The organism is Nocardioides alkalitolerans DSM 16699 (assembly GCF_000426525.1).
GTDB classification, from domain to species: Bacteria; Actinomycetota; Actinomycetes; order Propionibacteriales; family Nocardioidaceae; genus Nocardioides; species Nocardioides alkalitolerans.
Map to the genome: position 1 here is coordinate 193,112 of NZ_AUFN01000014.1, position 19,868 is coordinate 212,979.

The window sequence follows — 19,868 nt, forward strand, 5'->3', positions numbered from 1 at the left end:
GCGACGGAGGACGGCGTGGAGACCACCGAGGTGACGACGGACGGGACGACCAAGGGGACGCCGAAAGGGACGACGCGGGGCCGGTCCACGAGGGCCCGCGGCACGCTCCTCCCCCGCGTCCGGCGCCTGGCGCCGTGGGTGCTCGCGGTCGCGCTGGTGGCGGTCGGCGTCGTCGGGCTGGTGCAGGCGGACGACGTGCGGTCGACCGCGTCGGCCGAGAACGAGGCGCTCGTCGACGCCGCGGGCACGGCCGAGGTCCAGGCGGCGCTGACGCAGGGACTGAGCCGGGTGCTCAGCTACGACCACACCGCGCCGGAGGCCACGACGGCCGCCGCCGACTCGCTGCTCAGCGGCGCCGCGCGCGAGGAGTTCGACACCCTCTACGCCGGCCTCGCCGAGCGGGCGCCCGACCAGGAGCTCGTGCTGACCGCCCGGGTGCAGTCGGTGGCGGTGCGCACGCTGACCGACGACACGGCCGAGGCGCTCGTCTTCCTCGACCAGACGAGCACCCGCGCCACCGACGAGGAGAGCACCGTCTCCGCCGCCCAGCTCGCCGTCGTGGCCGAGCGCGACGGCTCGACCTGGACCATCACGGAGCTCACGCCGCTCTGAGCGTGAGCCGTGCAGGACGCCGGGGCGACCCGGCGCCGAGCGTGGCGGACCGACGCACACCCAGGCCGGGTCATCGGTGCACGGGTCCGCCACGCTCCGGTGGGAGGAACGCACGACGTACGACGCGGGCTCGGGGCCCGCGTTTCCGCCGTACCCCCGCAGGGCACCACGGACCCATGACGAACCCGAGCACGCCCGCCGTGCGCCTGGACCTGCGTGCCGACGGCCTCGACGTCGACGGCCGCCTCCTGCCCCACCCCGTGGTGCTCGCCGACCTCGACGCCCTGCTGCCGGCGGAGGTCGCGCGGACGCCGAGCCAGGGCAGGATCCAGGCCCTCTGGGCGTGGCCCGACCTCGGGATGGAGGCACGCTCGGCCGACGACGTCCGGTCGACCCTGCTCATCGTCCACGAGCCCGACGTCCGGGGACTCCTCGTCGAGGGCCGACCGGCCACGTCGTACGTCGGCACCCGCGACCTCGTCGACCTGGGTCCCGACGGCGAGCTGATGGTGAAGCGCGACGGCGACGGCCAGATCGAGTGGATCGGGTTCGACTGGATCGACCCGTCCCCCGCCACCGCTGCGGCCCCCGCCCCGGCGGCCCCCGCCCCGGCGGTCCCCGTCGCAGCCGGCCCGGTCGTCCCGCCGCCCGCGGCCCCGGGCGACGTCGTCGAGTTCGCCGACCTCAACCTCAAGCTCGCGGTGGTGCAGGTGCTCATGTACGAGCGCGAGCTGCTCACGCCGGCCTTCGACGTGCGCGCCTTCGTCGCCGGCCACTCCGCACGCCGCATCGACGTCGACGCGGAGGGCCACGACCCGATCCCCGAGGTGCTGGCCTGGTTCGCGGCGCTGCCCGTGCCGGCGCACCTGCTCGCGGAGGTCGACGACCTCTTCATGGACGGCGGCAACGAGGTCTACCTCGAGGTCGCGCCGCGGTGGAGCGGGGAGGACGGGGCGTTCGACATCCGCTCGTACGACGATCTGGCCCTGCTGCCGAACCTGGCGTCGATGACCGTCATGGGCGCCGACGAGGCGACCCTCGAGATGCTGCGCGAGCGCGGCATCGACGCCCAACCCCTCTGACGCCCAACTCCTCCGAGGCAGGATCCCCCCATGACCACCGCCGCGACCCTCGCGACCGTCGGCACCGCCGTCGCCCTCGTGCTGCTGGTGACGGCGGTCGTCGTGGCGCGCCGGGGCTGGCTCTACCGCTGGCCGCGCTACCTGGCGTGGCGCACGGCGAAGTCGCGACGTGACCGCGGAAGGGTGCGGGCGGGCGGCCCCTCCGACGGCGGTGGGACCGACCCGACCGCCGGCTTCTAGCCCCTCGCCGACGGGCCCGGCGCCGGACGATCGACGTCCGGGACCGGGCCCGCGGGTGGATCAGAGGACGTAGAGCATCTCCTGGTAGGTCGGCAGCGACCAGAGGTCGTCGGCCACGAGGCCCTCGAGCTCGTCGGCCGCCGCCCGCACCTTCGCCATCGCCGGCAGCACGGTGTCGCGGATGACGGTCGCCGTCTCGAGCGCGTCGTCGGCGTGCTCGTGGGCGATCGCCCCGGCGAGCTCGGCGAGGCCGGCCCGCAGCGCGGCGAGCGGGGCGGAGACGGTCTGCAGCGTCGAGAGGTCGGCCTCGACCCCGGCCGCCTTGAGCGCCGCCACGTTGGCGGCCAGCTCGGTCTGGTAGCGGACCGCGGCCGGCAGGATGATCGTGGTGCCCATCTCCAGCGTCAGGTTCGCCTCGACGCTGACGGAGAGCACGTACTGCTCCAGCCCGATCTCGTAGCGGCTGTGCATCTCGCGCTCGTTGAACACGCCGTACGTCGAGAAGAGCTCGATCGCCTTCGGGGTGATGAGCTCGGGCAGCGCGTCGACGGTCGTGCGGAGGTTCTTCAGGCCCCGCTGCTCGGCCTCGATCGGCCACTCGTCGGAGTAGCCGTCACCGTTGAAGATGACGGAGCCGTGGTCGGAGATGATCGTCGTCAGCAGGGTCTGCACGGCCTCGTCGAAGTCCGTGCCGTCGGCCACGGCCGCCTCGAGCGTGGTGGCGCAGTAGTCGAGCGCCTCGGCCATGATCGTGTTGAGCACGACCATCGGGCCGGCCACCGTCTGGTTCGAGCCCGGTGCGCGGAACTCGAACCGGTTGCCCGTGAACGCGAACGGGCTGGTGCGGTTGCGGTCGCCCGGGTCCTTGGTGAGGTTCGGCAGCGTGTCGACGCCGATGGTGAGGGTGCCGCGCTCCTTGGAGCGGGTCGCGCCGCCCTTGGCGATCTGGTCGAACACGTCGGCCAGCTGCTCGCCGAGGAAGATCGAGATGATCGCCGGCGGTGCCTCGTTGGCGCCGAGGCGGTGGTCGTTGCCCGCGGAGGCGACCGACGCGCGCAGCAGCCCGCCGTACTGCTCGACGCCCCGGATGACCGCGGCGCAGAAGACGAGGAACTGGGCGTTGTCGTGGGGGGTGTCGCCCGGCACGAGGAGACTGCCGAGCTCGGAGTTGCCCACCGAGAAGTTGACGTGCTTGCCCGAGCCGTTGACGCCCGCGAAGGGCTTCTCGTGGAAGAGGCACTCCATCCCGTGCTTCTTCGCGACCGACTTGAAGGTGGTCATCAGCAGCTGCTGGTGGTCGGAGGCCTCGTTGGCGCGCTCGAACATCGGCGCCACCTCGAACTGGCCCGGGGCGACCTCGTTGTGGCGGGTCTTGGCCGGGATGCCGAGCTTGAAGAGCTCCCGCTCGGTGTCCATCATGAAGCCCAGCACGCGCTCGGGGATCGCGCCGAAGTAGTGGTCGTCGAACTCCTGGCCCTTCGGCGGCTTCGCGCCGAAGAGGGTGCGGCCGGCGTTCAGCAGGTCGGGGCGCGCCATGAGGAAGTGGCTGTCGACGAGGAAGTACTCCTGCTCGGGGCCGCAGTAGGCCACCACGTTCTCGGGATCCTCGTGGCCGAACAGCTCGAGCACCCGCTTCGCGTGCACGGCCATCGCCTGCTGCGAGCGCAGGACCGGCGTCTTGTGGTCGAGCGCCTCGCCCGTCATGGAGATGAAGATCGTCGGGATGCAGAGCGTGTTGCCGGCGGGGTTCTCCAGCACGTACGCCGGGCTCATCACGTCCCAGCCCGTGTAGCCGCGCGCCTCGAACGTGTTGCGCAGGCCGCCGTTCGGGAAGGACGACGCGTCCGGCTCGCCCTGGATGAGGGTCTTGCCCGAGAACGACGCGAACGCCGTGCCGTCGCCGACGGGGTCGAGGAAGCTGTCGTGCTTCTCCGCGGTCAGGCCGGTGAGCGGGTAGAACACGTGGGCGTAGTGGGTCGCACCCTTCTCCATCGCCCAGTCCTTCATCGCGGAGGCGACGGCGTCGGCCACGTCGGGGTCGAGCGGCGTCGACTTCTCGATCGTGGAGACCATCGACTTGTAGACGCTCTTGGGCAGGCGCCGCTGCATCACGCTGAGGCTGAACACGTTCTCGCCGAAGATCTTGCCCGGCTCCTCCGCCGGGTCGAAGGCGGTGGCCGGGGGCTGGTAGGCCTCCACCTGGTGCATGGCCTGCATCCGGACGGGGTTGGCGCTCATGGTGCTCCTCTGGGTGTGCCGAGCTCGTCGGCGTGCGTCGTCGTACGTCGTGGCCGACGAGGAGCGGCCGCGTGCCCGAACAGGCAGCGCCCTCCACCGGTGCTCGCACCGTAGACAGCGCGTGTTTCGGGGAGGTGCCGGTCGTGCAACAGCGGGGAGCACGCCTGCCCGGGCGTTCCTCAGCGGTCGATGAGCGCCTGCATCGCCTCGGGGTAGCGCTCGCCGACGACCCGCACCTGGGCCGCCGCGGCGTCGATCTCGGCGAGGTCGGCCGGGGTCAGCGCCAGGTCGGCGGCGCCGACGTTCTCCTCGACGCGGGCGCTGCGCGTCGTGCCCGGGATCGGCACGATCCACGGCTGCTGCGCGAGGAGCCAGGCGAGGGCGACCTGGGCGGGGGTGGCGTCCATGCCGGCCGCGATGATGCCGATCCGGTCGACCAGCGCCTGGTTGGCCTCGCGGGCCTCGGCGGTGAAGCGCGGGATGGTGCCGCGGATGTCGCCCTCGGCGAACGAGGTGCCGGCGTCGATCGCGCCCGTGAGGAAGCCCTTGCCCAGCGGGCTGAACGGCACGAAGCCGATGCCGAGCTCGGCCAGCGTCGGCAGCACGGACTGCTCGGGCTCGCGCCACCACAGGGAGTACTCGCTCTGCAGCGCCGTCACCGGGTGCACGGCGTGGGCGCGCCGGATCGTGCCCGCGCCCGCCTCGGAGAGCCCGAAGTGCCGCACCTTCCCGGCCGCGACGAGCTCGCCCACCGCCCCGGCGACCTCCTCGATCGGTACGTCGGGGTCGACGCGGTGCTGGTAGAAGAGGTCGATCGTGTCGATGCCGAGGCGACCGAGCGAGGCGTCCGCGACCTCCGTGATGTGCTCCGGCCGGCTCGAGACCCCGGGGTGCTGCCGCCCGTCGGCGTCGATCGCGAAGCCGAACTTGGTGGCGATGACGACGTCGTCCCGCACCGGCGCGAGGGCGGCGCCGACGAGGCGCTCGTTCGTCCAGGGGCCGTAGACCTCGGCCGTGTCGAAGAACGTGACGCCGCGCTCGACCGCGCCGCGGATGACCGCGACCATCTCGTCGTGGTCGCCGGCCGGCCCGAGCCCGTGGCTCATGCCCATGCAGCCCAGCCCGATCGCCGAGACCTCGAGACCGCTGGTGCCGAGGGTGCGCTTCTCCATGTGGTGTCTCCTCCGGTGGTGGTGCTCCTCCGGTACCCACCCGTCTCCGCGGCCCCACCCCGGGGCGTCCACGGGACGCTCCGCTTTCGGTGCTGCACGGGCTCCGGCGGTACCGTCGTGCCATTGGCGCGGAGCCGCGCCCGACCCCCGTCCCGCCGACAGAAAGCGCCCATGAAGGTCCTCCTGCTCGAAGACATCCACCCCTCGTCCCAGGTCGTGTTCGACGACGCCGGCATCGAGGTCGTCCGCCGCTCCGGATCGCTCGACGAGGCCGAGCTCATCGAGGCCCTCGAGGGCGTCGACCTGCTCGGCATCCGGTCGAACACCCGGGTCACCGAGAAGGTGCTCGACGCGGTCCCCCACCTCCAAGCCGTGGGCTGCTTCTGCATCGGCACGAACCAGGTCGCCCTGGCCGCGGCCGCGGAGCGCGGCCTGCCGGTGTTCAACGCGCCGTACTCGAACTCGCGCAGCGTCGTCGAGCTCGTCATCGGCGAGCTGATCGCGCTCGCCCGCCGCCTCACGGAGAAGACCGAGCGCCTGCACAACGGCGTCTGGGACAAGTCCGCGAAGGGCAGCCACGAGGTGCGCGGCCGCACGCTCGGCATCATCGGCTACGGCAACATCGGCACCCAGCTGTCGAACCTGGCCGAGGCCCTGGGCCTGCGCGTCATCTTCTACGACATCGCCGACCGCCCGGCGCACGGCAACGCCCGTCGCATGGACTCGATGGACGCCCTGCTCGGCGAGGCCGACGTCGTCAGCCTCCACGTCGACGGCCGCCCCGGCAACGCGGGCCTCTTCGGCGCGGAGCAGTTCGCGAAGATGAAGCCCCGCGCCCTGTTCATCAACGCCTCGCGCGGCATGGTCGTCGACGACCTCGCGCTGCGCGACAACATCCTCTCGGGCCACATCGCGGGTGCCGCCCTCGACGTGTTCCCGGTGGAGCCCAAGGCGCAGGGCGACGAGTTCGAGTCGGTGCTGCGCGGCCTGCCGAACGTCATCCTCACGCCGCACGTGGGTGCCTCCACGCTCGAGGCCCAGGAGGAGATCGGCCGCTTCGTCGCGAACAAGCTGACGAGCTTCGTGGGCCAGGGCAGCACCGCGCTCTCGGTGAACCTGCCGAACGTGCAGCCGGCGCCGCGCAGCCCGGGCGCCACCCGCCTCGGCTACCTGCACAGCAACGCGCCGGGCGTGCTCGGCCAGCTCAACCAGCAGCTCTCCGCGGGCGGCAACATCTCCACGCAGTACCTGGCCACCTCGGGCGAGCTCGGCTACGTCGTCACCGACGTGGACGCCCCGGTGCCGGCCGACGTCGTCGCCGAGATCGAGGCCTCGCCCCACACGCGCTGGCTGCGCACCTGGAAGGACTGACCTCCCGGTCGCTCCGCTCCTCCTGCTCCTCCGCGTCACACCGATCGCGGTAGGTGGCACCCGTCCGACGGGTACCACCTACCGCGATCCGTGACTTCAGGCCGTACGGCGGGCCACCACGACCGTGTCGGCCACCATCGCCTGCTCGCCGTCCGGTCCGGTGGCCTCGCGCTCGGGCGCCGCGCACACCAGGAGCTCCCACGCCCCCGCCCCGTCGACCCCGATCGACGTGGCCAGCTCGTCGGGCGTCGGGAACCCCGGGTGGTCGTCGGGCCGCCACGACCACGGCGCGAAGGACCCGTGGTCGACGACCACGAGCAGCCCTCCGCGTCGTACGGCGTCGGTGGCGCGCCGCAGGATCGCGTCGCGGTCGATCTTCACCGGTGTCTGGAAGTAGGACGCCGTCACGAGGTCGAACGTGCCGTCCGGGAAGGTCGCGGTCAGGTCGTGGGCCTCGGTGGCGACCCGGTCGGCGAGACCGCGCTCGGCCGCCGCGGCGTCGATGCGGTCGAGGGCGGTGCGGGCGACGTCGACCGCGCGCACCCGCCAGCCCGCCGCGGCCAGCCAGAGCGCGTCGCCCCCGTGGCCGGCGCCGAGGTCGAGCGCGTCGCCGGGGGTCGGCGCGAGGTCGTCGAGCAGCCGGCGGAGCACAGCGTTCGGCTGCGTGCCCCAGCCGGGGTCGGCGGTGCGGTAGCGGTCGTCCCAGAACGCGGCGCTCGGGCCGTCGAGTGTGCTCATGGCGTCAAGTGTGGGCGCATCGGGGCTAGCATCGTGAGGAGACTTGCCGAAACCGCAAGACCTGCGCCGAGTTGTCGCGTCTGCACGCTCGGTTCACGCCGAGTTGTCGCGTCTGCACGCTCGGATCACGCCGAGCTGTCGCGTCTGCACGCGGAGGTCGGCGCAGACCCGACAACTCGGCATCCGTACGTCGTGCAGACGCGACAGCTCGGCACGTGGCGAAGAAGGAGGCATGCCGGTGACGGACGACGTCGAGGCCACGCTCGCGGCGGTCCCGTCGCGCCTGCGGGACCTGCGACACCGACGGGGGTTCACGCTCACCGAGGTCGCGGAGGAGACCGGGATCGGCGTGAGCACGCTGTCCCGTCTGGAGTCCGGGCTGCGCCGGGCGTCGCTGGACCTGCTGCTGCCGCTCGCCCGCACCTACCGCGTACCGCTGGACGACCTCGTCGGGGCGCCCCCGAGCGGCGACCCGCGCATCCACCCGAGGCCGGTGCGCCGGGACGGCATGGTCTACCTCCCGCTGTCGCGTCGCCCGGGCGGCGTGCAGGCGTTCAAGCTGCTGCTGCCGGGACGCCCCGCACCCGCGGCCGGGCCCGCGGGCGACGTCGTACGACGCGAGGCCCGCACCCACGAGGGCTACGAGTGGCTCTACGTGCTGAGCGGGCGCCTGCACCTGCACCTCGGCAGCACCGTCACCGAGCTCGGGCCCGGCGAGGCCGCCGAGTTCGACACCCGGACGCCCCACGTGCTCGCGAGCGCCGGCCCGGAGCCGACCGAGGTGCTGACGCTGTTCAGCCCGGAGGGCGAGCGGGTGCACGTCCGGGGAGGCTGACACCGAGCGGCCCCTCGTCCTGTCGGCGGCCGGGTGCAGGATGGGCGGACACCCACCGCAGCAGGAGGCACACCGTGCAGCTGGACCTCTCGGGCCGAACGGCCCTCGTCACCGGATCGAGCCAGGGCATCGGGCTCGCGATCGCCACCGGCCTGGCCCGCGCGGGCGCCCGCGTCGCGCTCAACGGGCGGCGGCCCGAGGCGCTCGAGGAGGCGGCCGCGACGCTGCGGGCGGCGGTGCCGGGCGCCGAGGTGCTGCAGCTGGCCGCCGACCTGGGCACCGGGGCCGGGGCGGACGACGCCGTGCGCCAGCTGCCCGAGGTCGACGTGCTCGTCAACAACCTCGGCATCTTCGGCCAGCTCGACCCGTTCGAGGTCGACGACGCGACCTGGGAGCAGTACTTCCAGGTCAACGTGATGTCGGCGGTGCGGATGCTGCGGGCCCACCTGCCCGGCATGCGCGAGCGCGGCTGGGGCCGGGCCATCACCATCGCGAGCGACTCGGCCGTGGCGATCCCGGCCGAGATGATCCACTACGGCGTCACGAAGACGGCGCTGCTCGGCGTCACCCGCGGCTTCGCCAAGGCCGTCGCCGGCAGCGGGGTGACGGTCAACACCGTGATCGCCGGCCCGACCCACACCCCGGGCGTGGAGGACTTCGTCGCCGAGATGGTCGGCACCGACGGTCCGTGGGAGGACCGCCAGCGCCAGTTCATGCGCGAGCACCGGCCCGCCTCCCTCGTGCAGCGCCTGCTCGAGCCCGAGGAGATCGCGCACATGGTCGTCTACCTCGCCTCCGACCTCGCGTCGGCGACCACGGGTGGAGCGCTCCGGGCCGACGGCGGGTACGTCGACGCGATCCTGCCGTGACAGGTCCACTCTCTCGGGGTGAGGCGCCCGCGCCCCCTTCTGCCTAGGGTGGTCGGGTGGACGACCTCTCGGGCCCCGGCGACGCGTTCTCCGCGTCGTACGACCAGGTCGACTGGGCGGCCACCCCGCTCGGTCCGCGCGACACCTGGACCTCGACGCTGCGCACGGCCCTCGACCTCGTGCTGGAGAGCCGGTTCGCCGCCGTCCTGATGTGGGGCCCCGACCGGTCGCTGCTCTACAACGAGGCCTACGTCGACATGATCGGCACCAAGCACCCGGCCGCGCTGGGGGCGTCCGCGGAGACGGCGTACGCCGAGGCGTGGCGGCAGATGGCCGGCCAGGTCGAGCGCGCCTCCCGGCCCGGCGGGGCCACCTGGGTCGAGGACGAGCTCGTCGCGATCGACCGCCACGGCTTCCTCGAGGAGCGTCACCTGACGTCGTCGTACTCCCCCGTCGTCGACTCCGCCGGCGACGTCGTCGGCGTGCTCGGCATCGTCCACGACACGAGCAGCGACGTCGTCGTACGACGCCGGCTGGGCACCCTGGCCCGGCTCTCCGACACCCTCGGCAACGCCGAGACCGTGAGCGAGTGGCGCAAGCTGGCGCTCGAGGTGCTCCGCCAGGACGGCGTGGACCTCACCGGGGTCGAGATCCACCTGCCGGAGGAGATGGGCTCGCCCGCACGACCGACGCCCCCCACCCTCTCCACCTCCTCCGACCCGGGACCCTCCGACCCCGAGCTCGCCGAGGCACTGGCCGCCAACCCGATCGCGCTGGAGGCCGCGCGTGCCCTCGCCGCTGAGCAGGAGCCGGCCCATCGGCACCGGGCGATCGCGCCCCCGGACGTGATGGACCGGATGCCCTCCGACCTCTACGTCGAGGAGACCACCGACGGCCGGCTGGTGTGGCAGACGCTCGCCTCCGACGTCGTGACGGAGCACCCCGCGCCGCAGCTGGTGTGCGCGGTCAGCAGCCGACTGGCGCTCGACGACGAGTTCCGCTTCTTCCTCCGCCTCGTCGCGAACGCGCTCACGCAGGCGCTGCACCGCATCCGCTTCCTCGAGATCGAGCGCAAGGTGGCGAACACCGAGCGCGAGATGTCCCTGGCGCTGCAGCTCAGCGCGCTCGTGGCGCCGGCGAGCGTGCCGGGCGTCGCCGTCTGCGCGCGCTACCTCCCCGCCGCCGACCAGGCCCGCATCGGCGGCGACTGGTACGACGCGTTCGTGCAGTCCGACGGGTCGCTGGCCGTGAGCATCGGCGACATCGCCGGCCACGACCGCGCCGCCGCCGTGGCGATGGCCCAGGTGCGCAGCCTGACCCGGGGCATCGCGACCGCCATCGCCCGCGGCACCGACAACTCCCCCGCCCGGGTGCTCGAGCTCGTCGACGAGGCCGTGGCCCACGTGCCGGACTCCCCCACGGCGACCGCGCTGTTCGCCCGTCTCGACCTCGACGGGCACGCCGGTGTCCTGCGCTGGTCGCGGGCCGGCCACCCTCCGCCATTGCGCGTCGACGCCGACGGCACCGTGACGGTGCTTGAGTGCGGCGGCGACCTCCTCCTCGGGGTCGACCCCGCCACCTCCCGCACCGAGATGCAAACCCAGCTCGACCCGGGCGACACGATCGTGCTCTACACCGACGGCCTCGTGGAGCGCCGCGGCGTGCCGCTCGACGTCAGCACGCGGCAGCTCGCCGAGAGCCTCGCGGGCGCCCACGGCTCCTCGCCCGACGAGGTCTGCGACCGGCTGCTCGGCGAGATCGGTCCCGGGCACGACGACGACACCGCGCTGCTCGTGCTGCGCGTGGAGCCGCTGACCGGCTCCTGATCCGCTCCGGCGGACCGGCGCTCGACCCCTCTCGGCCGCCGGGTCACCGGCGTGCGAGGCGGGTACCAGCCGTCCGCCAGCACGCCCACCGGTGCCCGGCCCCGGCCGTCGTACCGCGAGAGGAGAGCGATCGTGAGCGACCAGCAGTTCCCCCGCCAGCAGCAGGAGCCCCCCGGCACCACCACCGCCATGGACCCCGTGCCCGACCACGGCGAGACGAGCTACGTCGGCCACGACCGGCTGCTCGACAAGGTCGCCCTCGTCACCGGTGGTGACTCCGGCATCGGTCGGGCGGTCGCGATCGCGTACGCCCGCGAGGGCGCCGACGTCGCGATCACGCACCTGCCCGAGGAGCGGGAGGACGCGGCCGAGACCGCGCGCCTCGTGCACGACGCCGGCCGCCGCGCCCTGGTGCTGGAGGCCGACCTCCGCGACGCCGCGACCTGCGGGCGGGTCGTCGACAGCACGGTCGCCCAGCTGGGCCGCCTCGACGTGCTCGTCAACAACGCCGGCTACCAGATGGCCCGCGGCGCCGGTCTCGACGACCTCGACGAGGAGCGCATCGACCGCACGTTCCGCACCAACGTCTACGCCCTCTTCTGGCTCGTGCGCGCCGCGGCCCCGCACCTGCGCGAGACCCGCGGCAACATCATCAACAACTCCTCGATCCAGGCCTACCAGCCAGCGACCAACCTGCTCGACTACGCCGCCACGAAGGCGGCGATCAACAACGCCACCGTCAACCTCGCCGCCGAGCTCGGCGGTGACGGCATCCGCGTCAACGCCGTGGCCCCGGGCCCGATCTGGACGCCCCTGCAGCCGGCCACGCAGCCGGAGCAGAAGATCGCGGAGTTCGGTCTCGAGACGCCGATGAAGCGTGCGGGCCAGCCCGCCGAGGTCGCGCCCGCGTTCGTGTTCCTCGCCGACGAGGCCTCCGCGAGCTACGTCTCCGGCACCGTGCTCGGCGTCACCGGCGGGAAGCCGGTCTTCTGAGCGCCGGGGGCGGTGTCGCCGACCCCGCGGGGCTCGTGCGGGACCTGGTGGCCGAGGAGGGGCGGACGTACGCCGAGCAGGCGGGCATCACCCTGCGCGACGAGCCGGCGTCGCTCTTCCAGCTGCTGGTGCTCACGACCCTGGCCTCGACGCGCATCGCGGCCGACGTCGCGGCCGCCGCGGCCCACGAGCTGTTCGCAGCCGGGTGGCGGACGCCGCAGCGACTGCTCGACTCGACGTCGCGGCAACGGGTCGACGCCCTCGGCCGGGGCGGCTACCGCCGGTACGACGAGCGCACGGCCACGGTGCTCGCGGAGTCGGCGACGCTGCTGCTCGAGGAGCACGGCGGCGACCTGCGCCGGCTCCGGCCGTCGACGGCCGACGAGGTGCCCGAGCTGGTGACGCGGTTGCAGGACTTCCCCCGCGTCGGCCCGACCGGTGCCCGCATCTTCTGCCGCGAGGTCCAGGCGGTCTGGCCCGCGGTGCGCCCGTTCTTCGACGACCGGGCCCTCGCGACGGCCGGGCGGCTCGGGCTCCCGGAGGACGCCGCCCGGCTCGGCGCCACGGTGGCCGACGACGACGTCGTGCGCCTCGCGTCGGCGCTCGTGCGGAGGGGCACGCGATGACGCTCACCTCACCGGGTGGCGCGCCCACGGGCCCCACCCGCTCTGATGAGCACATGGAGCCCACCGCGCCCGTCCTGCTGCGCCCCGCCGACACCGTCGGGGACGACGACACGGCGTACCTCGACCGGCTCCTCGCCGACGCCCCCGCCGACGACCGCGACCTGGAGGCCCACGTCGCGTTCGCGCACCGCCACGGCGCCGGCTTCCCGCTGCCGGGAGCGGGTCGCACCGCCCTGCGCTGGGAGGCCCTCGCGAGCCTCGGCGCGCACGGGCTGCAGCTGGCTCGCACCGTCGAGCCCCACACCGACGCGCTCGCGGTGCTGGCGGAGGCCGACCAGCAGGCCGTCGCCGGCGCGACCTGGGGCGTGTACGCCGCCGAGGCGCCCGGGGCCCGGCTGGACGCGACCCCGACGGGCGACCACTGGTCGCTCACCGGCGACAAGGCGTGGTGCTCGCTCGCCGACCACGTCACCCACGCCCTCGTGACGGCCTGGGCCGGCGAGACCCGCGGGCTCTTCCAGGTCGACCTGCGCCAGTCGTCGGTCGTGACCGACGAGGCGCCGTGGGTCTCGCGCGGCCTCGCCGACGTGCGCAGCACCGGCCTGCGCTGCGACGCCGCGGTGGCCTACCCGGTCGGCGCGCCCGGCTGGTACCTCGAGCGGGACGGCTTCGCGCACGGCGGCGCGGGCGTGGCCGCGGTCTGGTACGGCGCCGCGGTGGCGCTGTCGCGCCGGCTCGCGCAGCCCGGGGGGCGCGAGCCCGACCAGGTGCTGCTGATGCACCGGGGAGCCGTCGAGGCGGACCTGCACGCGGCCCGCACCGTGCTCGCGGACGCTGCCGACGCGATCGACCGCGGCATCGCGGGCGGCCCGGCCGGGGTGCTCGTGGCCGGACGGGCCCGCCTCGTCGTCGCCGACTGCTGCGAGCGGGTGCTCACCCGCGTCGAGCACGCCCTCGGACCGCAGCCCCTCGTCGCCGAGGAGCGCCACGCGGCCCGCGTCGCCGACCTCCGCACCTACCTCCGCCAGCACCACGCCGAGCGCGACGCCGCGGCCCTCGGCCGGCTGCTCACGACGGCGGCCGCGAGCAGCACGGGCACCCCGGGAACTGGCGACGGAGCGCCGTGACGCGCGCCTTCACCCACGACGAGACCGGCACCCCGGCGGCGGCCTGGCGTCGTACGACGTCGTGGTCGGCCGTCGCGCCCCTCGAGCTCGTCGACCGCGACGGCACGCCGTGCGACCGGCTGGTCGTGCTGGCGGCCCACCCGGACGACGAGTGCCTCGGCGCCGGCGGGCTCGTGCACGTGGCCGCGGCCCGCGGGCTGGCCGTCGACGTGATCGTCGCGACCCAGGGCGAGCACAGCCACCCGCGCTCCCCCACGCACCCGCCCTCCCGTCTCGCCGCGCTCCGCCGCGTGGAGAGCGAGGTGGCGCTGCACCTGCTCGCCCCCGGTGCGACGCCGACCTTCCTCGGCCTGGTCGACGGCCGGCTCGCCGACGAGGAGGACGGGCTCGTGGACGTGCTGGTCTCCCGGATCGGCGACGGCCGGCGCACCCTGCTCGTCGCGCCGTGGCGCGACGACGGCCACCCCGACCACGACGCCGCCGGTCGGGCCGCCGCCGTCGCCGCGCACCGCACGGGGGCGCGGCTGCTGGAGCACCCCGTGTGGTCGTGGCACTGGCGCGACGCGGGCGACCTGCCGTGGCCGCGGGCCCGGCGCCTCGAGCTGACGCCGGACGTCACGGCCCGCAAGCGGGAGGCGCTCGCGGCCCACCGCACCCAGGTCGCCCCGCTGTCGCCGGCCGCGGGTGACGAGACCCTCCTGCTCCCCGGCTTCCTCGCCCACTTCGACGCCGGCGACGAGACCTTCCTCGAGCTGCCGACGGCCGACGACGCGCTCGACGACCTGCACCGCGCGGAGACGGACCCCTGGGGCGTCGACCGCCGCTGGTACGAGGAGCGCAAGCGCGCGCTGCTCCTCGCGCTGCTGCCCGCCCGCCGCTTCGCCCGAGCGTGGGAGGCGGGCTGCTCGACCGGCGCCCTGACGCAGGCGCTCGCCACCCGCTGCGACCACGTCGTCGCCACCGACGCCAGCGCCGCGGCCCTCGAGGCGGCCCGCGGACGCCTCGGCGACGTCCCCGGCGTCGAGCTCCGCCTCGGCGACGTCGCGACGCCGCAGCCGGGGGCGTCGTACGACCTCGTGGTCGTCTCCGAGGTCGGCTACTTCCTCTCCCGGGCGGGCCTCGAGCGGCTCGTCGACGTCGTCGGCGACGCGACGACCCCGGACGCCGTGGTCGTGCTCTGCCACTGGCGCCACCCGGTCGTCGGCTGGCCGCTCGACGGCGCCGACGTGCACGCCGCCTTCCGCGACCACGCCGCCGCTCGGGGCCGGCACACGCTCGCCGCGTACGTCGACCGCGACGTCGAGCTGCTGCTGCTGGGTCCCGCCGACGCCCTGCCCCGGCCGGGCGAGTGAGGCCGACCCACGTCCTGGTCGTCGTGCCGGCCCACCAGGAGGGCGACCGTCTCGCCGCCTGCCTGGACGCTCTCGCCCGCGCGACGGCCGCGGCCACGTCGTGCGCGCCGGGGCTGCGGGTGCGCACGACGGTGGTGCTCGACCGCTGCTCCGACCGCAGCGCCGAGGTGGTGGCCGGGCACGACGTCGACGCCCTGCCCACCGACGCGGGCAGCGTGGGCGCCGCCCGGCGGGCCGGCATCGCGCACGCCCGCACCGTCGCCGGTCCGATCACGCGTCCCGCCCGCTGCTGGGTGGCCAACACCGACGCCGACTCGACCGTGCCCGAGGGGTGGCTGGTCGAGCAGCTGGACGCCGCCGCGGCCGGGGCGGACCTCGTGCTCGGACCCGTGCGGCTCGACCCCGCCGAGGCCGACCCGGTGCTGGTCGCCGCCTGGACCGACCGGCACACCCGGCCCGAGCAGCACGTCTTCGGGGCCAACCTCGGGGTGCGGCTGACGTCGTACGACGCGGCGGGCGGCTTCGGCGCGCACCACGAGCACGAGGACGTCCGGCTGGTGGAGGCCGTGGCGGCGCTGGGCGGGCGGGTGACCCGGTCGCGGTCGGCGGTGACGACGTCGGCCCGGCGCACCGGCCGCACGCCCGGAGGTCTCGCGGGCTACCTCGCGACGCTCGAGACCGACCTCGTCGGCTAGCCCGGCTGCGCCCCGCTGCAGGTCACGGTCGGCACGGATCCGCCCGACGGGGGCGGGGGCCGTGGCCCGGCATCGCCGCGCCGGGCCACGGTCGTCCCCGATCACCCCGTGCGGGTGGAGACACCACTCGGTCGTGGTGAATACGCCGAGAACACCTCCACGGTGTCATCGCTGCCGGTGGCACATCACACCCGCCGGGGTGGGCCGGCCCGGTGCGTCAGGAACCGAGCGGACGACGGACCGCGAGGACGGTCGTGTCGTCGTCCTCCGTGCCGTCGCGGATGGTGAGCACGCCGTCGATCCACGCGTCGAGCGGGCGCTGGGGGTCGTACGACGCGAGCCCCCGCACGATGTCGGTGCGGGCGTCCATGTCGACGCCGCGGCGCTCCACGAGCCCGTCGGTGTAGACCATGAGCGTGTGGCCCGGCTCGAGGGTGAAACGGGCGACCGGCGCCGCGCCGTGGCCGAGACCGACCCCGAGGAGCGGCCGTGCGTCGACGTCGAGGTCGTGGGTGCCGTCGGGCCCGACCACCATCGGCGGCAGGTGGCCGGCGGCGGAGAGCTCGACGGCGCCGGTGGCCAGGTCGACCAGGGCGACCACCGCCGTGGCGACGTGCTCGCCCAGCAGCCGGGTCATGAAGAGGTCGAGGCGGTCGAGGGCGGCGCCGGGACCGGCCCCCGTGCAGAGGTAGGCGCGGAGCGCGGTGCGCACCTGCACCATCGCCGAGGCGGCCTCGACGCCGTGGCCGGCGACGTCGCCGAGCACGAGGGCGACGCGCCCGGTCTCGACCTCGAAGGCGTCCCACCAGTCGCCGCCCATCTGCAGCGTCGCGGCGGGCAGGTAGCTGGCGGCGACCTGGAGGTTGTCGAACTGCGGCACCTGGCCGAGCACGACGCTCGCCTGCACGGCCTCGGCGACGAGGATGTGCTCGCGCGAACGGGAGAGCAGCAGGCCGGTGAGGTGCACGCCGAGGGCGTCGGCGGCCTCGGTGCGCCACGACTCCCACGGCAGCGAGCGGCCGTGCACGGTCTCGCGCCACTTCGCGAAGGAGCGCCGGGGGCTGAGCCGCACCTCCGGGCCCTCGGCGGCGGCCACGCGCTTGTTGGTCGGGTCGCCGCCCCAGTCGACCGTCTGCTCCTGCTCCGGGCGCAGCCACAGCAGCCAGCGACCCTCCTCGGAGCCGATGCGCAGGGCGCCGGCCGCCGTACGGACGAGGTCGTCGCGCCCGAGCTCGGGGTCGAGGCCGGAGAGGTCGTCGGTGTAGGTGGCGTAGCTGTCCTTGTCGGCCAGCGCGCGCGAGATCGCCCGCAGGTCGGCCTCGGACGGCACGGCGCCTGCGGTGAGCAGCAGCTCGTCGTAGGCCAGCGCGGCTCCGGTGGCCCCCATGAGGCTGAGCATCTCGGGGTCCTCGATCAGCGTGACGAGCGGGTTCTCCAGGCTGGCCGTGATGCGGGTGAAGATGCCCGACAGCATCGTGCGCGCCTGGAGGGCGGCCTCGCGACCGTCGGACCGCTCGCGCTCGGAGATGAGCTGCGAGGCGACCTGGGCGAGAAACGCGGAGGCGGACCGGGCGTCCTGCGCCGGGCGGTGCGAGCCGGAGTAGTGGTGGCAGGCGATGAGGCCCCACAGCTCGTCGTCGACCACCAGCGAGATCGACATCGAGGCGGAGACGCCCATGTGGCCGAGATACTCGACGTGGATCGGCGAGACGCTGCGCAGCCGGGAGTGCGAGAGGTCGAGCGGCTCGTCGGTGAGCGGGTCGATCACCGGGTCGAGCGCCACCGGGGTGTAGGCGATGTCGGTGATGAGGCGCGTCCAGTTCACCGTGTAGAGGCGGCGCGCCTGGGCGGGGATGTCGGTGGCCGGGTAGTGCAGGCCCATGAACGAGTTGAGGTCCTCGCGCTTCTCCTCGGCGACCACCTCGCCGTTCCACTGGGGGTCGAAGCGGTAGACCATGACGCGGTCGAAGCCGAGGAGCGCACGGACCTCCTTCGCCAGCACGGCGGAGAGATCGACGATGGAGGTGGCGCTGGCGAGGCGCGACATCGCGCCGCGGGCCGAGCCGTACGTGAGCGGCACCGTGCCCGCCCCCACGACCGGCTCCAGCTCGACGACGAGGCGCTCGCCGGAGACGAAGAGGTGCACGTCCACCTCGACGCCGGCCAGCGTGCCGGCGGCGGTGGGCGGCATGCGCACGACGAGGGGCTCGTTCGGCAGGCCGGCCGCCACGCGGTTCGCGACGGTGGCGGCGATCTCGGCGCCCAGCAGGTCGGCCGGGGCGCAGCCGAGGATGCCGCCGACGGGGGTGCCCAGGCAGCCGGCGGTGTTGGTGGAGGCCACGACGACCTCGCGCAGGTCGCGGCTCAGCGCGAGCAGGACGCCGTGGGGCTGGATCGCGCCGGGCACGTGGATCGGCTCGCGGTCGCAGTTGGTGAGGTCGGCCTCGGGGTACGCCGGGGTGTGGGCGACGCCCATGGGGAAGGCGACCGGACGGGGCACACCGGTGTGCATCGACGTCCCTCTCGATCTCTGGCCCGCGCAGCGCCCGCGGGCACCCCGCAGCGCGTCCGGGCGGACGCGTACGGCCCTCGACCCTAGGTGTCGCGACACGGGCCGCGTGGGGGAACGTCCTTTACTCACCCCACCGGGCGAGCCGACGCCGTGCGGTCGACGGCGGCCTCGAGCCGGGCCAGCTCGTCCGGAGCGCCGTGGTAGCGGCGGTAGCTGTGCACCACCAGCGCGAGGCTGACGAGCCCGGAGAGGATCTGGCTGAGCCCGGCGGTGAGTCCCCCGGGCAGCCAGGTCCAGGTCGGGAGCGACCACCACGACGGCTGCTCCGGCGCCCACAGCCACAGCACGCCCGACGCCGCGAGCAGCGCGGTCACGCCGATCGACGCCCAGGCCCGCGGGTGGGTGCGCACGCTGCGGGCCGTGCTCAGCTCGACCCGCACCCGCCACCGGTCGACCCGGCGGGCGGCCCAGCGCTGGTAGCGCGCCAGGATGCCGAGTCCGGCGACGCCGAGGAGCAGGCCCGGCCCGGGCAGCGGGAAGAGCACGATGCCGGCGAGCAGCAGCACCCAGCCGACGACGATCGCAGCGAGCCTGGGCACGTGAGCGAGGGTGACGCACCCGCGCGACGAGGGGATGAACGTACGGCGACGCTCACCCAGCGGTCGGCGTGGCGGGCCGTGCTGGTAGCAACGGGGCATGCCTCCGGACGTCGTCGCCCGCTTCGCGGACTCGCCGAACCGGCTGGTCGCGACCACCGTCGTGCGCCGGGAGCGCCTCTCCCCCGGCTTCGTCCGCGTGGGCCTGACCGGACCCGGTGTGGGCCTGCTCGCCGACCTCGGGCGCGACCTCCGCGTGAAGATCCTGCTGCCCGGGCCGGACGGGTATCCCGCGTCGCTCTCGGACGGATCGTCCGAGGCCGCCTGGCGCGCGGCCTGGCGGGGGCTGCCGGCGCAGAAGCGTCCCGTGATGCGCAGCTACACCGCGCCGCGGATCGTCCCGGAGCAGCGCACGCTCGACCTCGACTTCTTCCTCCACGACCCCGCCGGCCCGGCCAGCCGCTGGGCGGCGCGGGCCCGCGCGGGCGACCCGCTGCTCGTCTCGGCCCCCGCGGCGGCGCGGGCCCCCGCGTCGTACGGCGTGCAGTGGGCCCCCGGCCTGGCGACCCGGGTGCTGGTGGGCGCGGACGAGACGGCGTTCCCGGCCGTGGCGGGGATCCTCGCGAGCCTCGGCCGGGACGTGCGCGCCACGGTGCTGCTGGAGTGCGGCGACCCGGCCGACGTGGTGCCGTTCGTCGGGGCGGGTCCGGGGGCGAGTCCGGGGGTCGAGGTGCGGGTGCTGCAGCGCGGCGGGCGGCCGGGCGGGGTCGTGCTGCTGGCGGCGGTGCGGGAGTGGGCCGAGCGGTACGGCGCCGGCGCGGCGGCCGCGGGCGCGGGGTTCTACGCCTGGTGCGCCACCGAGAGCGCCCGGGTGGCGGAGGTCCGCCGCTGCCTGCTGGGCGCCGGGCTCGCGGGGACGCAGGTGCACACCCAGGGCTACTGGATCGACCGGTCGGGAGCGGCCCGTCACCCCGAGGGGTGAAC

The 19,868-nt window shown here is 74.7% G+C and carries 18 protein-coding genes; 13 read left to right on the forward strand and 5 right to left on the reverse strand.

Annotation, left to right across the window (positions count from 1 at the left end; all coding sequences use genetic code 11):
- Positions 1-15: 15 nt before the first annotated feature.
- From K329_RS0114405 to K329_RS0114415, 3 genes are all read left to right on the forward strand, one after another.
- Positions 16-612 carry a hypothetical protein gene (locus K329_RS0114405; RefSeq protein WP_157571740.1) on the forward strand — a complete coding sequence of 199 codons (597 nt, stop codon included), beginning with the start codon at positions 16-18 and terminating at the stop codon, positions 610-612.
- A gap of 176 nt (positions 613-788) precedes the next feature.
- Positions 789-1,694: a DUF6892 domain-containing protein gene (locus K329_RS31490; RefSeq protein WP_211225868.1), complete on the forward strand. Its 906-nt coding sequence runs from the start codon at positions 789-791 to the stop codon at positions 1,692-1,694.
- A 30-nt stretch (positions 1,695-1,724) separates the two neighbouring features.
- Positions 1,725-1,934 (forward strand): hypothetical protein, encoded by a 210-nt coding sequence (locus K329_RS0114415; RefSeq protein ID WP_028473605.1) that lies wholly within the window; start codon positions 1,725-1,727, stop codon positions 1,932-1,934.
- A 60-nt stretch (positions 1,935-1,994) separates the two neighbouring features.
- On the opposite strand, the gene K329_RS0114420 is transcribed toward K329_RS0114415, so the two are convergent.
- Both K329_RS0114420 and K329_RS0114425 read right to left on the reverse strand, forming a co-directional pair.
- On the reverse strand, positions 1,995-4,172 hold the full coding sequence (locus K329_RS0114420; protein WP_028473606.1) for a glutamine synthetase III family protein: 2,178 nt from the start codon (positions 4,170-4,172) through the stop codon (positions 1,995-1,997).
- Positions 4,173-4,351: 179 nt separating this feature from the next.
- On the reverse strand, positions 4,352-5,344 hold the full coding sequence (locus K329_RS0114425; protein ID WP_028473607.1) for an aldo/keto reductase: 993 nt from the start codon (positions 5,342-5,344) through the stop codon (positions 4,352-4,354).
- Positions 5,345-5,515: 171 nt separating this feature from the next.
- On the opposite strand from K329_RS0114425, the gene serA reads away from it, so the two are divergent.
- Positions 5,516-6,715 carry a phosphoglycerate dehydrogenase gene (serA, locus tag K329_RS0114430; protein ID WP_028473608.1) on the forward strand — a complete coding sequence of 400 codons (1,200 nt, stop codon included), beginning with the start codon at positions 5,516-5,518 and terminating at the stop codon, positions 6,713-6,715.
- A gap of 96 nt (positions 6,716-6,811) precedes the next feature.
- Here serA and K329_RS0114435 read toward each other — a convergent pair whose 3' ends face one another.
- Positions 6,812-7,453, reverse strand: coding sequence for an SAM-dependent methyltransferase (locus K329_RS0114435; RefSeq protein ID WP_028473609.1), 642 nt, complete (start codon positions 7,451-7,453; stop codon positions 6,812-6,814).
- A gap of 232 nt (positions 7,454-7,685) precedes the next feature.
- Here K329_RS0114435 and K329_RS0114440 point away from each other — a divergent pair, with 232 nt between their 5' ends.
- From K329_RS0114440 to K329_RS31285, 8 genes are all read left to right on the forward strand, one after another.
- On the forward strand, positions 7,686-8,288 hold the full coding sequence (locus tag K329_RS0114440; protein ID WP_028473610.1) for a helix-turn-helix domain-containing protein: 603 nt from the start codon (positions 7,686-7,688) through the stop codon (positions 8,286-8,288).
- A 74-nt stretch (positions 8,289-8,362) separates the two neighbouring features.
- On the forward strand, positions 8,363-9,157 hold the full coding sequence (locus tag K329_RS0114445) for an SDR family NAD(P)-dependent oxidoreductase (RefSeq protein ID WP_028473611.1): 795 nt from the start codon (positions 8,363-8,365) through the stop codon (positions 9,155-9,157).
- Positions 9,158-9,213: 56 nt separating this feature from the next.
- Positions 9,214-10,983 carry a SpoIIE family protein phosphatase gene (locus K329_RS29660; protein WP_052336908.1) on the forward strand — a complete coding sequence of 590 codons (1,770 nt, stop codon included), beginning with the start codon at positions 9,214-9,216 and terminating at the stop codon, positions 10,981-10,983.
- Between the two features lie 132 nt (positions 10,984-11,115).
- The gene (locus tag K329_RS0114455; protein WP_028473612.1) at positions 11,116-11,976 is read left to right on the forward strand and encodes an SDR family oxidoreductase; all 861 of its coding nucleotides are present in this window, start codon (positions 11,116-11,118) and stop codon (positions 11,974-11,976) included.
- A 35-nt stretch (positions 11,977-12,011) separates the two neighbouring features.
- Positions 12,012-12,602 (forward strand): hypothetical protein, encoded by a 591-nt coding sequence (locus K329_RS0114460; RefSeq protein ID WP_028473613.1) that lies wholly within the window; start codon positions 12,012-12,014, stop codon positions 12,600-12,602.
- 53 nt (positions 12,603-12,655) lie between these two features.
- A complete protein-coding gene (locus K329_RS26945; RefSeq protein ID WP_052336909.1) occupies positions 12,656-13,729 on the forward strand; it encodes an acyl-CoA dehydrogenase family protein in 1,074 nt (357 codons plus the stop codon).
- A complete protein-coding gene (locus K329_RS26950; protein ID WP_043643618.1) occupies positions 13,726-15,081 on the forward strand; it encodes a bifunctional PIG-L family deacetylase/class I SAM-dependent methyltransferase in 1,356 nt (451 codons plus the stop codon). Before K329_RS26945 ends, K329_RS26950 begins: the two co-directional genes overlap by 4 nt.
- Entirely contained in the window at positions 15,078-15,776 is a 699-nt protein-coding gene (locus K329_RS31285; RefSeq protein ID WP_043643620.1) for a glycosyltransferase family 2 protein, read from the forward strand. The genes K329_RS26950 and K329_RS31285 overlap by 4 nt, the downstream gene beginning before the upstream one ends.
- Positions 15,777-15,993: 217 nt before the next feature.
- Here the strand turns inward: K329_RS31285 and K329_RS26960 are convergent, their stop codons facing one another.
- Both K329_RS26960 and K329_RS26965 read right to left on the reverse strand, forming a co-directional pair.
- Complete coding sequence (locus K329_RS26960) at positions 15,994-18,288, reverse strand: SpoIIE family protein phosphatase (protein ID WP_052336910.1); 2,295 nt, start codon at positions 18,286-18,288, stop codon at positions 15,994-15,996.
- Positions 18,289-18,413: 125 nt separating this feature from the next.
- Complete coding sequence (locus K329_RS26965; RefSeq protein ID WP_052336911.1) at positions 18,414-18,887, reverse strand: PGPGW domain-containing protein; 474 nt, start codon at positions 18,885-18,887, stop codon at positions 18,414-18,416.
- Positions 18,888-18,984: 97 nt separating this feature from the next.
- On the opposite strand from K329_RS26965, the gene K329_RS26970 reads away from it, so the two are divergent.
- Positions 18,985-19,866, forward strand: a complete 882-nt coding sequence (locus tag K329_RS26970; RefSeq protein WP_043643622.1) for a siderophore-interacting protein — start codon at positions 18,985-18,987, stop codon at positions 19,864-19,866.
- The last annotated feature ends 2 nt before the right edge of the window (positions 19,867-19,868 follow it).

Bases quoted from the DNA above. Each gene is read 5' to 3' on its own strand.
- serA (WP_028473608.1), top strand. From the start codon at position 5,516: ATGAAGGTCCTCCTGCTCGAAGACATCCACCCCTCGTCCCAGGTCGTG.
- K329_RS31490 (WP_211225868.1), top strand. From the start codon at position 789: ATGACGAACCCGAGCACGCCCGCCGTGCGCCTGGACCTGCGTGCCGAC.
- K329_RS0114415 (WP_028473605.1), top strand. From the start codon at position 1,725: ATGACCACCGCCGCGACCCTCGCGACCGTCGGCACCGCCGTCGCCCTC.
- K329_RS0114425 (WP_028473607.1), bottom strand. From the start codon at position 5,344: ATGGAGAAGCGCACCCTCGGCACCAGCGGTCTCGAGGTCTCGGCGATC.
- K329_RS26945 (WP_052336909.1), top strand. From the start codon at position 12,656: ATGGAGCCCACCGCGCCCGTCCTGCTGCGCCCCGCCGACACCGTCGGG.
- K329_RS0114435 (WP_028473609.1), bottom strand. From the start codon at position 7,453: ATGAGCACACTCGACGGCCCGAGCGCCGCGTTCTGGGACGACCGCTAC.
- K329_RS0114420 (WP_028473606.1), bottom strand. From the start codon at position 4,172: ATGAGCGCCAACCCCGTCCGGATGCAGGCCATGCACCAGGTGGAGGCC.
- K329_RS26970 (WP_043643622.1), top strand. From the start codon at position 18,985: ATGCCTCCGGACGTCGTCGCCCGCTTCGCGGACTCGCCGAACCGGCTG.
- K329_RS0114440 (WP_028473610.1), top strand. From the start codon at position 7,686: ATGCCGGTGACGGACGACGTCGAGGCCACGCTCGCGGCGGTCCCGTCG.
- K329_RS26960 (WP_052336910.1), bottom strand. From the start codon at position 18,288: ATGCACACCGGTGTGCCCCGTCCGGTCGCCTTCCCCATGGGCGTCGCC.